We start from the raw sequence: 12,320 nt of genomic DNA on the forward strand, positions 1-12,320 counted from the left end.
GTGATTGATCCGACCTGTGGCGACGATCCCCAGCGCCTCACAGTGGTCCAAAAACAACCACTGACGACTAGAGGAAATGAAATGGGCCTGTTCGATACGATCAAAGAAAAGCTGGGCATGGGCGGCGTGAGCAACGAAGCACACAAGCCGATCGACCCACGCAACACGCCGAACGAACATGCGCCGGACACGGTCGTCGACTCGGAGCGGCCCACCGCGGCCCACAACGCCACCACCACCCCGCCGGGCGTGGCGCCCAGCCCAGAAGGCGTAGCGCATTCAACTTCCGGCGTGGATGTTTCGGCGAAGCTCGACGGCATGGCCGCCAGTCACGCCGAGCAGCTGAACTGGCGTACGTCCATCGTCGACCTGCTCAAATTGCTAGGCCTGGACAGCAGTCTGGAGTCACGACGCGAGATGGCAACCGAGTTGGGTTGTCCGCAGGACAAGATGGGCGATTCGGCCCAGATGAATATGTGGCTGCACCGGGCGGTAATGAAGAAGCTGGCTGAGAATGGCGGTAGCATTCCGCCGGAACTGCTGGGCTGATACGCGAAGGCCTTCCTCACGGAAGGCCCTTGCTTGTGGACTTTATGAGTTGCGGACCTGCTCGTCCGCCAGGAAATCTTCCTCCAGCAGCGCATCGCGGCCGGCGACAGCGCCGTCGATCATCTGCGGTTGGGCGCCGGGACGCTTGCTGCGCAATTTACCGAACTGGTGCGCCAGCGCGTTGTTCAACTTGTCGACCGCACCATCAACGGCCAACTCCAGTGATTCGGCCTTGTGCGTAACGGAAATCGGCTGCAGCCCCTTCGGACGCGCTTCGATCTGACAACGCTTGTCTTGCGCGCCGGCCTTGTCACCGTTTTCGTCGTTGAGGTGTACGACGACACGAGTCAGCTCGTCGTCGTACCGGTCCAGCTTGCTTGCGACACTGGCACTGACCCAATCTGCCAGACGGGCACTGCCTTCGATGTGGTTATCGCTGTGAACCTGGATTTGCATAAGTCGTCCTTACTTCCGCTTATGAGCACCACCGTTGCGGGTGGCTCGGTGATAGCTATGCCACCCTTTCGCTTAATAAGCAACGGCCAAAATGTCGCCAAAGCTGTCCCTACGGCGATTGGGTTTCTGCTTTGCTATCCGAAACTTAGCGCGATCGACACCGTTGCTGGCATAAGGCGGACAGATAGCCACGCAAGCGCGCCACCGGTTATTCACGCGCGGGAACGGTACGCCAGCGACCGCATAGATACATCGGGACTCGGCATCGTGAGACACGCGCCGGATGACTCGATCCGACGCGTGCAAGGCGTCAGCTTTCGCTACGCCGCCTGCTGGAACAACTGTCGGCCATGGTCCAGGTGCTGGTCCACTAGCCATTTGCCATGAGCGATGGAAATACGCTGGGCTTTATCCAGCTCGTCCATAAAGACATGCTCGATCGGTAGCGGCATGCGGCGGGTCATGTTCCCGGCGGGGTCGGTGATCCGACAGCCACCCGCCCACGGGGTCGGGGTGCCTGGATACTCCATCACCTCGGCGGTGATGAGATGGTCGCGGTAGGTGCATTGCATCATGGTCATGATCGTTACCTCGCTCTGTGCGGGCAGCCATCAGGACACGCAGGAGACACGGACCTGATGGACCGCCGATTATCCCCCCTGTAAACGGGCCGATTTCGCCGGCCCAATGCGTCACAACGGTATAGCACAGGCTGTACGGCCCGTGCCGATCGGGCCAGTCTGATCGACGAACGTGACCCGCTCAGGCGTCCAGCGAAGGCCCAATGAGCTCGACCAGCTGCTGGTACACACCAGGCGCCGCGACCAGATAGGGGTTCCCCCTGAGCAAGCCTTCGTTACGGAAGAAATCATTGCGCAGGCCGCCTGCTTCGGCCACGAGCACCAGGCCAGCCAGACAATCCCAGCTCTTGAGCTCGGTTTCGTAATAACCGATTAGCCGACCCGCTGCGACATAGGCCGTCATCAGCGCACCGGAGCCGTTGCGGATGAACATGCCGCCTTCAGCCAGAAGCTTTTCCAGGAACGGAATGAAGTGCTCCTTGCCCCGCGGGTGGAAGGTGCCCGCTCCGGTCAGCCCCTCGCGCACGTGGGTCGCGGCGCTGGCGCTGAGCCGGGTCTGGTTGACATAAGCACCTTGGCCCAGACAACCATGGAACAGCTCGTCATGGTTGGGATCGGCGATAGCGCCTACATGGGGCTCGCCGTCGACCAACAAGCCGATGGATACACACCAGTTATGCAAGCCGTTGACGAAGCAGGCGGTGCCGTCGATGGGGTCGATGACCCAGACGCAGCGGGCCTTGAGGTCGGCCGAGCCGCTCTCCTCGCCGAGAAAGCCATCCTGCGGAAACTGCTCGGCCAGCCGTGCGCGAATGAAGTCCTCGATGCTTTTGTCAGCGATGCTGACCACATCCTGCTGGTCGCTGCCCTTGTGCTCGACATCCAGCGTCTCGCGTTGCCGATAGAAATCCATACCCAGCTGCGCGGCTTCCAGCGCGAGGCTTTTGGCGCAGGCGTAGCGGGCATCGATATCGAGGTCGTGTTGGGTCGGCTCGCTCATGGTGGGCTCCGGAAACAAAAACGGCATTCTAGACAGGCTGCTGTTGCAGCACGAGGGCGCAGGGAACCGAAAGCGCAGCGACGAAGCCTGACCTACCTGACCTAGGGGTAGACCACATGGCCACCCTGGTACTTCAAGGTCAGCTGCTCGCGACGCTCGCTAACACAGCTCTTGGGCCGCCCGAGTGCTTGCGCGACGAATCGATAGGCGAGCGGTCCTACTCAGGCACCGCTCACCACGCAGACAGGAGATCCCCATGGGCTTGTTCAACTCGATACTGGAAAAGATCGGTCTCGGCCAGACGCACACCACGCCGGATTCCACCGCACCCACCACGCCCCCTGAGGCCTCTACAGGCGGTGCCGGGGCGCTCGCTGCGCCGGCCGTGGATCAGGTCGACGTCGCCGCCAAGCTCGATGGCATGGCGCACAACCATCCGGAGAAGCTCAATTGGCGTACCTCTATCGTCGATCTGCTGAAATTGCTCGGCCTGGACAGCAGCCTGACTGCACGCAAGGAGCTCGCCACCGAGCTGGGTTGCCCCGCTGAAAAGATGGGTGACTCGGCCCAGATGAACATGTGGCTGCACAAGACGGTGCTGAACAAGCTGGTCGAAAACGGCGGAAACGTTCCAACCGATCTGCTGGACTGAATCACCTGAACGGCAACATCGGGCTGCGGCACTTGCCGCAGCCTGGACATCGGCGATCAGTGCTCGTGCATGCGCACGTTCAGCTCGTCGACGATGGGCGCCCACTCCGCATCCTCGATCCATTCATCGCGCAGCAACGAGCGCTGCGACTCGTTCCAGAACGGCGCATCGGCCAGCCGCACGTCTTCCGGCAAGCGGCCATTCTTGGCGATGAACGCATCGATACTCGCCGGATCCGACTCCAGGCCAAGTTGATCGAACAGCGTACCGAGATTTTTGTTGGGCAATTCCATAGTGTTCTCCTGGGGCTCGTTAACAGGCCGAAAGGCGCACCGGGCGCGTTCCGCTACTTGTCTATTCAGAGGCCCTATGGCTGGGTACAGTTCCGCCTGGACCCAGGACCAATCCCGGAGGGACATCTGCATGGACATACTGCTCTGCGGTAGCTTCGACGATGACGAGCGCGACGCCTGGCTCGCACAATTGCAGGACGCCCTGGCCGATGCCCGCTGGCACCTGACCGTAACGCCGGCAAACGCCGAGCGAATTACTGCAGCGGTGGTCGCCAACCCGCCGCCCGGCTCGTTGCAAGGGCTGCCCAATCTGCGCCTGATCCAGTCGTTGTGGGCCGGCGTGGATCGCCTGCTGAACGACTCGAGTCTTCCTGATGTGCCGGTGGCGCGCATGGTTGATCCGGCCATGAGTGCGGCCATGGCTGAAACCGCGCTGTGGGCGACGCTCTCGCTGCACCGGCACTTCTACGCCTACGCCCGGCAACAGCGCACCTGTGAGTGGCGGCAACTGCCGCAACGGCGTGCCGATGAAATTCAGGTCACGCTGCTCGGTACGGGTCAGATGGGCCGCGTCTGCGCCATGCGCCTGCTCGCCTTAGGCTATCGGGTGACTGGCTGGAACCTGCGCGGCGGCACACTGGAAGGCCTTTCGCTCGAACACGGGATGGATGCACTCTGGCCCCTGCTGGCCCGCAGTGACATCGTCATCAACCTGCTGCCGTTGACCGCACAGACCAGCGATCTGCTGAACCGGCGCTTCTTCGACGCTCTGCTTCCCGGCGCCGGGCTGATAAACCTCGCGCGCGGAGGCCACGTAGTCGAGGCCGATCTGCTCGATGCGCTGGAGCGTGGCCAGGTCGGGCACGCCGTACTCGACGTATTTCGCTGTGAGCCTCTGCCGGCAGACGATCCGCTCTGGAGCCATCCGCGAGTGACTGTGCTGCCGCACGTGGCTGCTGCAACGGACATGCGCAGTGCCGCGCGGGTCGTCGTGCACAACCTGCGAGCGCTGCAGGATGGCCAGCCGCTGAGCGATCTGGTGGAGCGCAGCCGCGGTTACTAGGGCGCGGCTGCGGCAACAGGCGAGCTCGAGCGCCTCAATCCTGGCTCAGGGCGCCGATCCGGTGAATGGAGAGATCCGCGCCGTTGAACTCCTCTTCCTGGCTCAGGCGAATACCTGTGGTCAGCTTGAGCAAGCCGTAGACGCCGAAGCCACCCAGCAACGCCACCAGCATGCCCAGGCCGCTGCCGATCACCTGGCTGATCAGGCTCACGCCACCCAGTCCGCCGAGTGCCGCCTGACCGAAGATTCCACAAGCCACCCCGCCCCAAACGCCACACAGGCCGTGCAGTGGCCACACACCCAGCACATCGTCGATCTTCCAGCGGTTCTGCGTGGCGGTGAATGCCCAAACGAACAGCGCCCCGGCGATAGCACCGGTAGCCAGCGCACCGACTGGATGCATAAGGTCGGAGCCGGCACAGATCGCCACCAGGCCGGCCAGCGGGCCGTTGTGCAGGAAGCCCGGGTCGTTGCGCCCAGCCAGCCATGCAGCGGCGGTTCCCCCGACCATCGCCATCAGCGAGTTGACGGCTACCAGCCCACTAATGCCTTCGATGGATTGCGCGCTCATCACGTTGAAGCCGAACCAGCCGACGATGAGAATCCACGATCCCAGCGCCAGAAACGGAATATTCGACGGCGCGAAAGCCACCAACCTGCCGTCCCGATAACGACCGTTGCGCCGTCCGAGCAGAACCACCGCTCCAAATGCCAGCCACCCGCCCATCGCGTGCACCACTACGGAGCCCGCGAAGTCATGGAAGGATGCACCGAACTGGTGCTCGAGCCAGGTCTGGACGCCGAAATTGCCGTTCCAGATCAGCCCTTCGAAGAACGGATAGACGAACGCGACGATCAGCAGCGTTGCACACAGCTGCGGACCGAATCGCGCACGTTCGGCAATGCCGCCGGAAATGATCGCAGGGATGGCCGCAGCGAACGTCAGCAGAAAGAAGAACTTCACCAGCGCGTAGCCGTGATCCAACACCAGCTGATCCGCTGGCTGCATGAAGGTCACGCCATAGGCGACCCAGTAGCCAATGAAGAAGTACGCCAGGGTGGAGACGGCGAAATCGGTGATGATTTTCGACAGGGCATTGACCTGATTTTTCAGGCGTACCGTGCCGACTTCCAGAAAGGCGAAGCCGGCATGCATGGCCAGCACCATCACCGCACCAATCAGTATGAACAGGGTATTCGAGCCGTGAACCAGGGTTTGCACGGCACTGTCGAGGTTTTCCATGAGTGACTACAGCCTCAGCGGACACTACGCACCAAAACGGTAACCACGGCCAAACGCACGCACCGAGATGCGTCACTGCGCCAGGAGCTATTACCGTAACCTGCAGCCGGGGATCGCTTCGAGCCAACAATCGAAGCACCATGAAACCTTTGATATCAATAGGTTATGGAAAATACCGGGGTTCCGTCGTGCGCCATTAAGGCGCTTGCACGGCGACTGCTGCACCAAGGAGTAGCAATGCCCGTACCAAGCGCAGCGGCGGGCGTCGCGCTGCGTCAGTCAGAGCGCCGAGAGCGCGCGGTATTCGTCTTGGGCCAGCTGGTCGGTCATGCCGCTGATGTAGTCCTGAAGCATCCGGTTGCGGTAGTAGAACTCCCACAGAGGGCGGTCGGCCGCGTCCTCGGCATGCGCCTTGAGCGCTTCGTGATAAGCCTTGACCAGCTGATTGGGCAGGCGCCGTGCAAGCATCTGCAGATGGGGCTCGCTGCGACAGCCACCCAGGGTGAGCGCTTCGAACACCGGCGCCGGCGCGCGCAGCAGCGGCGCATAGAACTCCAGCAGGCCCTGAAGGATGCGATAGCCTTGCAACTGCAAGGTTTCAACCTCGCGGTGGCAGAACACCTTGTCCATCGCCACGTCCTTGAAGGTCTGCACGATGGCATTCGGCAGGCTGTCGTCCTCCAGCAGCGCCCGGTCCAGGGTGCCGTGGTATACAGCCTCGATGTTGTCGACGAACTGCCGAGCGGCGTGCTGCACCAGTGGGTGGATCAGGCTCACACGCAGCCAGATGAAGAACTCGCCGGCCTTGTTGATCGGCTCCTTGTGCGCACGCTCCAGCGCATAATTGACCATGCTGCGGAAGCTGCGCTCCGGTCCCGGTACCGGCGCATCCACAGAACCATGCAGGGCAAACTTGTCCAGCAGCAGCTGCGCCAGCTGCTCGATGCTGAAGATGCCCTTCTCCACCGAGTCTTCGATATCAGCCAGGCAGTAGGCGATGTCGTCGGCGGCTTCCATCACATAAGCCAGCGGATGGCGGGTGCACGGCTGCATGTCCAGCGTGGCCTGCAAGGTACGTACGAAGGGTTCCTCGGACAGGTAGAAGCCGGGCTTTTTCAGCAGGTAAGCGCCGGGCTTGCCCTTCGCCGGCTTGGCCTGGTAGGCGGGACGGACGTATTTGAGCAGGCCGGCGGTCTGCGTATAGGTCAGGTTCAACCGCTGTAGCGAGACAACCAGTCGAATCGCCTGGGCGTTGCCTTCGAAATGCTTGAGATCGACCAGCATCCGCTTGCGCAGTTCGGCATCGCCCTGCCCCGGCGTCACGGCGGCAGTGAACAGCGCATCGAGATGGCGCTCGAACCACTCTCCGATGGCGTACTCGCCGAAATGGCCGAACGGCGGGTTACCGATGTCATGCATCAGGCAGGTCATCTCTACCAGGCTCTGCAGCGCAGGCTCGAGCCCGTCCAAGCCGAACTCGCCAGCCCTGTCGCCAAGCTGCTTGTAGAGCGTGCGGACGATGAAACGCCCAGTCTGCTGCACTTCCAGCGAGTGTGTCAGACGGCTGCGCACTGCCGCATTGCGCTCCAGCGGAAAGACCTGGGTCTTCTGCTGCAAACGACGCACCGCGGCCGAGTTGATGATCCGCCCGCGATCGCTTTCCAGCTGATCGAGCACTGCAACCAGGTCGCCATCACTGGCTCTGAGGCCCGCCTCTGCCTTGCCGTAGGGACGTTGGCGGGAGATCTTGTGCTTGAAATTCACGGAAACCGGCATGCATCGTTCTCGTGGCGAAAAATAAGCCATCGAGCCTAACGCGAGCGTTCCGGGTTTACCATCGCCGCACCTTTCATGGCCAGCTACCGCAACGGAGACGATTCGTGAGCCGAGCAGATTTCCACCAGAACAACGCCGAGCGCGCCCGTACCGAAGCCCAGCGGCTGCTCGACCCGCGCGAGGCAATGGGTTCGCGCTGGTTGCCTTGGGTCGCCACTGAGCTGTATCGCCTCAGCCCGCCCGAATACACTGCAATGGTGCGTCGCGAGCTGGAGCAGCTCAATCAGGCGCAGCAGCCTTGAACGAAAGCCTGGCGGCCACCGCGCCGCAAATCTGGGCGGTCAGCGGCCCGCTGCTGTGCGAGCGATTCTCGCCCCTGCCCGGCAGCAGCAAGGCTACCGCCATGGACAAGCATGCGTCCGCAGGTCCGCTCTGGCTGGGCATGGCCGGCTTGCAGGGCGACCGGGTTGCGGACCAGCGCTTTCACGGTGGCCCCGAGCGCACGCTCTGCCATTACCCGACGCAGCATTACGTCTACTGGGCGCAGCGCTTTGCGCAGCTGCGTACGCGGCTTGGCCTCGGTGCCTTCGGCGAGAACCTGGGTAGCGAACAGCTGGATGAGGCTCAGGTGTGCATCGGTGACCGGCTGCGCTGGGGCGGCGCGCTAATAGAGGTCAGCCAGCCACGCTCGCCCTGCATCAGACTGGACAGCCGCCACGGCGTCCGTGGCCTGGCACGCGAGCTGTCAGCAAGCGGCCGCATCGGCTGGCTCTACCGGACCATCGAGGAAGGCCACGTGCGGCCGGGCGATGCGCTGCAACTGCTCGAGCGCCCGCACCCTGGCGTCAGCGTTACGCATCTCTGGCGCTGCTTTCTCGATCCAGGTCTGGCCGACGAAACACTGCTGCAACTGGCCGAGCTGCCACGTCTTGCCACGCATTATCGGGCGATCTTCCGCCAACGCTACGACGCCCGTCGCGGTCACCGGGACCAGCGCGACCTGTTCGACTGAGCCCCTCGCAAAGCATTGCGTGCAAAGCAGCGCAGCGCTGCCATACTGCAGCGGTCATGGAAGACACCGGACCTGCCCAGGTACCAGCGCAGAGCGCTTGTGCCGCCAGCCGCGAGGTCTGCATAGATCAGGAACTGTCCAGCCACGCAATCAGAGGTGAACACCATGAGCAAGGGAATGGACGCGAAGAAGGACGGCAAGAAAAAGCCGTTGAAAACCGCACAAGAGAAACGCATGGCCAAGCGCGACAAGAAAGGTGGCTCCACCACTCTGCTCGGCACCCACGCTGCCACGCACTGAAGCAATCGACCGCTACGCCCGGCCCGACGCCGGGCGTCTCAGGCTCTGACCAGACGCAAGCGACCGACGACCCAGCTACCGCAGACGTTCACCGCCAGCCCGAGCATCACCAGCAACGCCCCTCCCAGCTGCAGCGATCCCAAACGCTCCCCCAATAGCACGCTGGCCGAGCTCAGGCCGACCACCGGCACCAGCAGCGAGAACGGCGCCACCTGACTCGCCGGATACCGCGAGAGCAGGCGACTCCATAGCCCGTAACCGAGAATCGTCGCACCAAAGGCCAGGTAGACGAGCACCAGAATCGTTTGCCAACCAATGCCCCGCAATGCCGTCTCGATCACGTGCGGCCCTTCCAGCCATAGCGACAGCGCCAGAAACGGCAATGGCGGCACCAGACTGCCCCAAACCACCAGGCCGACCAGATTCACCTTGCCGACCTTGCGCGTGACGATATTGCCCAGCGCCCACATGGACGCTGCACAGATGGTCAGCACGAACCCGCTCAGGGTCATGCCCAACCCGCTCTGCGCACCGATCAGCGCCAGGCCACAGGCCGCTATGACCAGGCCCAGCAGATTGGCTGGGCGTATCCGCTCGCCGAGAAACATTGCCGCGAAGAACAAGGTGAAAAACGCCTGCGACTGCAGCACCAGCGAAGCCAGCCCCGCCGGCATGCCGTGCTTCATGGCAGTGAACAGAAAAGCGAATTGCCCGAGCGAAATGGTCAGCCCATAGGCCAGCATCCAGCGCAACGGCACCTGCGGCCGCTTGATGAAGAACACCGCAGGCACGGCTGCCAGCATGAAACGCAGCGCCCCGAGCAGCATCGGCGGCACATCGTGCAGGCCGACCATGATCACCACGAAGTTCATGCCCCAGACAATGATGACGACCAGCGCGAGCAACAGATCCCGAGGCGACATGGCGACGCACCTTATTACCTAAAACAGCATTAAAGACGCCGCTTCCGACTAACGCTCCATACAGTGACTGCCGAATTGAGCGGCACAGTGCCGGCCAACCGCCTATCGCCCCGAACGGACACCGATGCCAGGCTCGACCGCCACCGGCGACGAAACCCGTACGGACGCTATAGAATCCGCGCCTGACTTCATCACTTCAGACGGGGACGAGCATGGGCGCACAGTGGAAAGCGAAGCATAAGGAAGCGGCGGCGAACGCCAAGGGCAGGATCTTCGGCAAACTGTCGAAGGAAATCATGATCGCAGCCCGCAGCGGCGCCGACCCTGACATGAATCCGCGCCTGCGCCTGGTCGTCGAACAGGCCAAGAAAGCTTCGATGCCCAAGGACACCCTCGAGCGCGCCATCAAGAAAGGCGCCGGCCTCAGCGGTGAGGTGGTTCATTACGAACGCACCCTTTACGAGGGTTTTGCGCCGCATCAGGTTCCGCTGATCGTCGAATGCCTGACCGATAACGTGAACCGCACCGTCGCCGAGATCCGCGTGCTGTTCCGCAAGGGCCAGCTGGGCTCTTCCGGTTCGGTAACCTGGGACTTCGACCACGTCGGCATGATCGAGGCCGCTCCACAGGGCGATGCCGACGCCGAAATGGCCGCCATCGAGGCCGGTGCCCAGGATTTCGAAGCGGCAGATGAAGGCGCCACGCTGTTCATCACCGAACCGACTGACCTCGACGCCGTCTGCAAGGCCCTGCCGGAGTTCGGTTTTACCGTGCAGTCGGCGCAACTGGGCTACCGTCCGAAGAACCCGGTCAGCCTGTCCGGTGCGGAGCTTGAGGAAGTCGAAGCCTTCCTCGAGGCCATCGATGCCCATGACGATGTGCAGAACGTCTATGTCGGCTTGGCCGGCTGACCGCCATCGGCTTAACTAAGGACAGCTCCCGTCCTGCTCGTGATAACGAGCACACGGGAACGGCCCCCAGAAGAACAACGTAATCCGGCGAGCATTGACGATGAGTACCAGCAAACCCGCCACGCCCTACAGCCAGCGCGAGCAGGGCTATCGGGAAAAAGCCCTGAAGATGTACCCGTGGGTCTGTGGGCGTTGCGCCCGTGAGTTTTCCGGCAAGCGCCTGAGTGAACTGACGGTCCACCACAAGGACCACAATCACGACAACAACCCCGAGGATGGCTCCAACTGGGAGCTGCTCTGTCTGTATTGCCACGACAACGAACACTCTCGTTACACCGACAACCAGTACCACGCCGAGGCCCGCCCTGGCAGCGATCTTGGCCCGAAGGAAACCTTCAAGGCCTTCGCCAATCTGGCTGACTTGCTCAAGAGCAAACCGGACTGATTGACCAGGGCTGGCGTGTCAGCTTATTTGACCAGCAGAACCGGGACCGCCACTTCATGGATCACCCGGTTCGCCACCGAGCCCAGTAGCAGCCCGGTAAAGCTGCCCAGGCCGCGGGTCCCCATCACTACCGTGTCGCAGCCCAGGCGCTTGACCGCATCGGCGACCTGCTCAGCGACGTTGCCCATGAGCGCGTGGGTCTCGCAGCTCAGGCCAGCGGCCTGAAGCACGGCAGCCGCCTCGTCGAGAACGGTACGTCCCTTGGCAATGATGCTTTTGTTGAGCTCGTCGTACATCGCCGCGGTGAAATATTCGCCGTAGATGACCGGCTCATGCTGGACATTGACCACATGCACCTGCGGCACCAGGCCCGTGTCCCGCGCCAGATCGACAATATATTGCAAGGCGCGTTTGGCGTTGTCTGAACCATCGTATGCAACCAGAAGCCTGCGCATTTGCTGTCTCCGCTGTTGTGTGGAATCTCAGCTTAGACCAGCTGCCGCTGCGCTGTTGTCGCTACTTGCACTTGTTTTGATCTGGCACAAGCGCGCATCATCGCGCGCCTCTTCAACGAGCCAGAGACAAGCCTGATGAGCCTCGGTCAAGGTCCCGCATTCGGCGTCGGTGACGCCTCGTTCCAGGCCGCCGGTGGCGAGCCTGGCCTGCAACGACTGGTCGCTGATTTCTATCGGGTAATGGAACAGGCGCCACAAGCGGCGAATGTTCGCGCCATGTATCCGCATGATCTGAGCGAAGCCCATGATCGCCTCGCGAGCTTTCTCTGCGGCTGGCTCGGAGGCCCGAAGCGCTACGCCGAAAAGTACGGTGGCATCAGCATTCCGCAGTTCCATACACGCTGGCAGGTTGGCGAAGCCGAGCGGGACGCCTGGCTGTTCTGCATGGAGCAGGCCATCGCCCGTCAGCCATACACTCTGGCGTTCGCCGAATACCTGCTGCGCCAACTGCGCGTCCCGGCCGAGCGCATCCGCCAGGTTCAAGCGGTTTGCCCGGCACGTCCCGGCCAGCACTGAGCGACAGCATTCATCCTCGCGAGCGTCACCACGCGGTAGGGCCATCTAGCACGCCGAATGGCGAATGGGCCAGCGCTGGCTCGGT

Annotated in this window: 17 protein-coding genes; 9 read left to right on the forward strand and 8 right to left on the reverse strand. The window is 62.5% G+C overall.

All coding sequences use genetic code 11. The features are described 5' to 3' along the window. Nucleotides 1-81: 81 nt before the first annotated feature. Nucleotides 82-549, forward strand: coding sequence for a DUF3597 domain-containing protein (locus SM130_RS14510; protein ID WP_102825326.1), 468 nt, complete (start codon nucleotides 82-84; stop codon nucleotides 547-549). 42 nt (nucleotides 550-591) lie between these two features. On the opposite strand, the gene SM130_RS14515 is transcribed toward SM130_RS14510, so the two are convergent. The 3 genes from SM130_RS14515 to SM130_RS14525 form a co-directional block, all read right to left on the reverse strand. Then, nucleotides 592-1,005, reverse strand: a complete 414-nt coding sequence (locus SM130_RS14515; protein WP_003282303.1) for an HPF/RaiA family ribosome-associated protein — start codon at nucleotides 1,003-1,005, stop codon at nucleotides 592-594. Between the two features lie 320 nt (nucleotides 1,006-1,325). Then, nucleotides 1,326-1,586 carry a hypothetical protein gene (locus SM130_RS14520; RefSeq protein WP_102825325.1) on the reverse strand — a complete coding sequence of 87 codons (261 nt, stop codon included), beginning with the start codon at nucleotides 1,584-1,586 and terminating at the stop codon, nucleotides 1,326-1,328. A gap of 181 nt (nucleotides 1,587-1,767) precedes the next feature. After that, nucleotides 1,768-2,586, reverse strand: a complete 819-nt coding sequence (locus SM130_RS14525) for an inositol monophosphatase family protein (protein ID WP_102825324.1) — start codon at nucleotides 2,584-2,586, stop codon at nucleotides 1,768-1,770. 256 nt (nucleotides 2,587-2,842) lie between these two features. Here SM130_RS14525 and SM130_RS14530 point away from each other — a divergent pair, with 256 nt between their 5' ends. Continuing rightward, complete coding sequence (locus SM130_RS14530) at nucleotides 2,843-3,238, forward strand: DUF3597 domain-containing protein (RefSeq protein ID WP_102825323.1); 396 nt, start codon at nucleotides 2,843-2,845, stop codon at nucleotides 3,236-3,238. A 56-nt stretch (nucleotides 3,239-3,294) separates the two neighbouring features. On the opposite strand, the gene SM130_RS14535 is transcribed toward SM130_RS14530, so the two are convergent. Beyond that, the gene (locus tag SM130_RS14535) at nucleotides 3,295-3,531 is read right to left on the reverse strand and encodes a DUF2789 domain-containing protein (protein WP_102825322.1); all 237 of its coding nucleotides are present in this window, start codon (nucleotides 3,529-3,531) and stop codon (nucleotides 3,295-3,297) included. Nucleotides 3,532-3,661: 130 nt separating this feature from the next. Between SM130_RS14535 and SM130_RS14540 the strand changes: the two genes are divergently transcribed. Next, a complete protein-coding gene (locus SM130_RS14540; RefSeq protein ID WP_102825321.1) occupies nucleotides 3,662-4,594 on the forward strand; it encodes a 2-hydroxyacid dehydrogenase in 933 nt (310 codons plus the stop codon). A gap of 34 nt (nucleotides 4,595-4,628) precedes the next feature. On the opposite strand, the gene SM130_RS14545 is transcribed toward SM130_RS14540, so the two are convergent. Continuing rightward, nucleotides 4,629-5,837 (reverse strand): ammonium transporter, encoded by a 1,209-nt coding sequence (locus tag SM130_RS14545; RefSeq protein ID WP_102825320.1) that lies wholly within the window; start codon nucleotides 5,835-5,837, stop codon nucleotides 4,629-4,631. Nucleotides 5,838-6,116: 279 nt separating this feature from the next. After that, on the reverse strand, nucleotides 6,117-7,613 hold the full coding sequence (gene dgt / locus SM130_RS14550) for a dGTPase (RefSeq protein ID WP_102825319.1): 1,497 nt from the start codon (nucleotides 7,611-7,613) through the stop codon (nucleotides 6,117-6,119). 104 nt (nucleotides 7,614-7,717) lie between these two features. Between dgt and SM130_RS14555 the strand changes: the two genes are divergently transcribed. The 3 genes from SM130_RS14555 (at nucleotide 7,718) to SM130_RS14565 (ending at nucleotide 8,925) form a co-directional block, all read left to right on the forward strand. Beyond that, a complete protein-coding gene (locus tag SM130_RS14555) occupies nucleotides 7,718-7,915 on the forward strand; it encodes a hypothetical protein (protein ID WP_102825318.1) in 198 nt (65 codons plus the stop codon). A 101-nt stretch (nucleotides 7,916-8,016) separates the two neighbouring features. Beyond that, a complete protein-coding gene (locus SM130_RS14560) occupies nucleotides 8,017-8,625 on the forward strand; it encodes an MOSC domain-containing protein (protein ID WP_423835164.1) in 609 nt (202 codons plus the stop codon). A gap of 165 nt (nucleotides 8,626-8,790) precedes the next feature. Further along, nucleotides 8,791-8,925, forward strand: coding sequence for a hypothetical protein (locus SM130_RS14565; RefSeq protein ID WP_256044950.1), 135 nt, complete (start codon nucleotides 8,791-8,793; stop codon nucleotides 8,923-8,925). A gap of 38 nt (nucleotides 8,926-8,963) precedes the next feature. Here the strand turns inward: SM130_RS14565 and SM130_RS14570 are convergent, their stop codons facing one another. Next, nucleotides 8,964-9,848, reverse strand: a complete 885-nt coding sequence (locus SM130_RS14570; protein ID WP_102825317.1) for an EamA family transporter — start codon at nucleotides 9,846-9,848, stop codon at nucleotides 8,964-8,966. A gap of 212 nt (nucleotides 9,849-10,060) precedes the next feature. Here SM130_RS14570 and SM130_RS14575 point away from each other — a divergent pair, with 212 nt between their 5' ends. Together SM130_RS14575 and SM130_RS14580 are read left to right on the forward strand one after the other, a co-directional pair. Next, entirely contained in the window at nucleotides 10,061-10,759 is a 699-nt protein-coding gene (locus tag SM130_RS14575) for a YebC/PmpR family DNA-binding transcriptional regulator (RefSeq protein WP_102825316.1), read from the forward strand. Nucleotides 10,760-10,859: 100 nt separating this feature from the next. Continuing rightward, complete coding sequence (locus tag SM130_RS14580; RefSeq protein WP_102825315.1) at nucleotides 10,860-11,204, forward strand: YajD family HNH nuclease; 345 nt, start codon at nucleotides 10,860-10,862, stop codon at nucleotides 11,202-11,204. Between the two features lie 23 nt (nucleotides 11,205-11,227). On the opposite strand, the gene SM130_RS14585 is transcribed toward SM130_RS14580, so the two are convergent. Further along, nucleotides 11,228-11,659, reverse strand: a complete 432-nt coding sequence (locus SM130_RS14585) for a universal stress protein (RefSeq protein ID WP_102825314.1) — start codon at nucleotides 11,657-11,659, stop codon at nucleotides 11,228-11,230. Nucleotides 11,660-11,794: 135 nt separating this feature from the next. Here SM130_RS14585 and SM130_RS14590 point away from each other — a divergent pair, with 135 nt between their 5' ends. Further along, complete coding sequence (locus SM130_RS14590; protein WP_102825313.1) at nucleotides 11,795-12,235, forward strand: group II truncated hemoglobin; 441 nt, start codon at nucleotides 11,795-11,797, stop codon at nucleotides 12,233-12,235. Nucleotides 12,236-12,320 lie beyond the last annotated feature (85 nt).

It is taken from the genome of Stutzerimonas stutzeri, from assembly GCF_038561965.1.
GTDB lineage: Bacteria > Pseudomonadota > Gammaproteobacteria > Pseudomonadales > Pseudomonadaceae > Stutzerimonas > Stutzerimonas stutzeri_AA.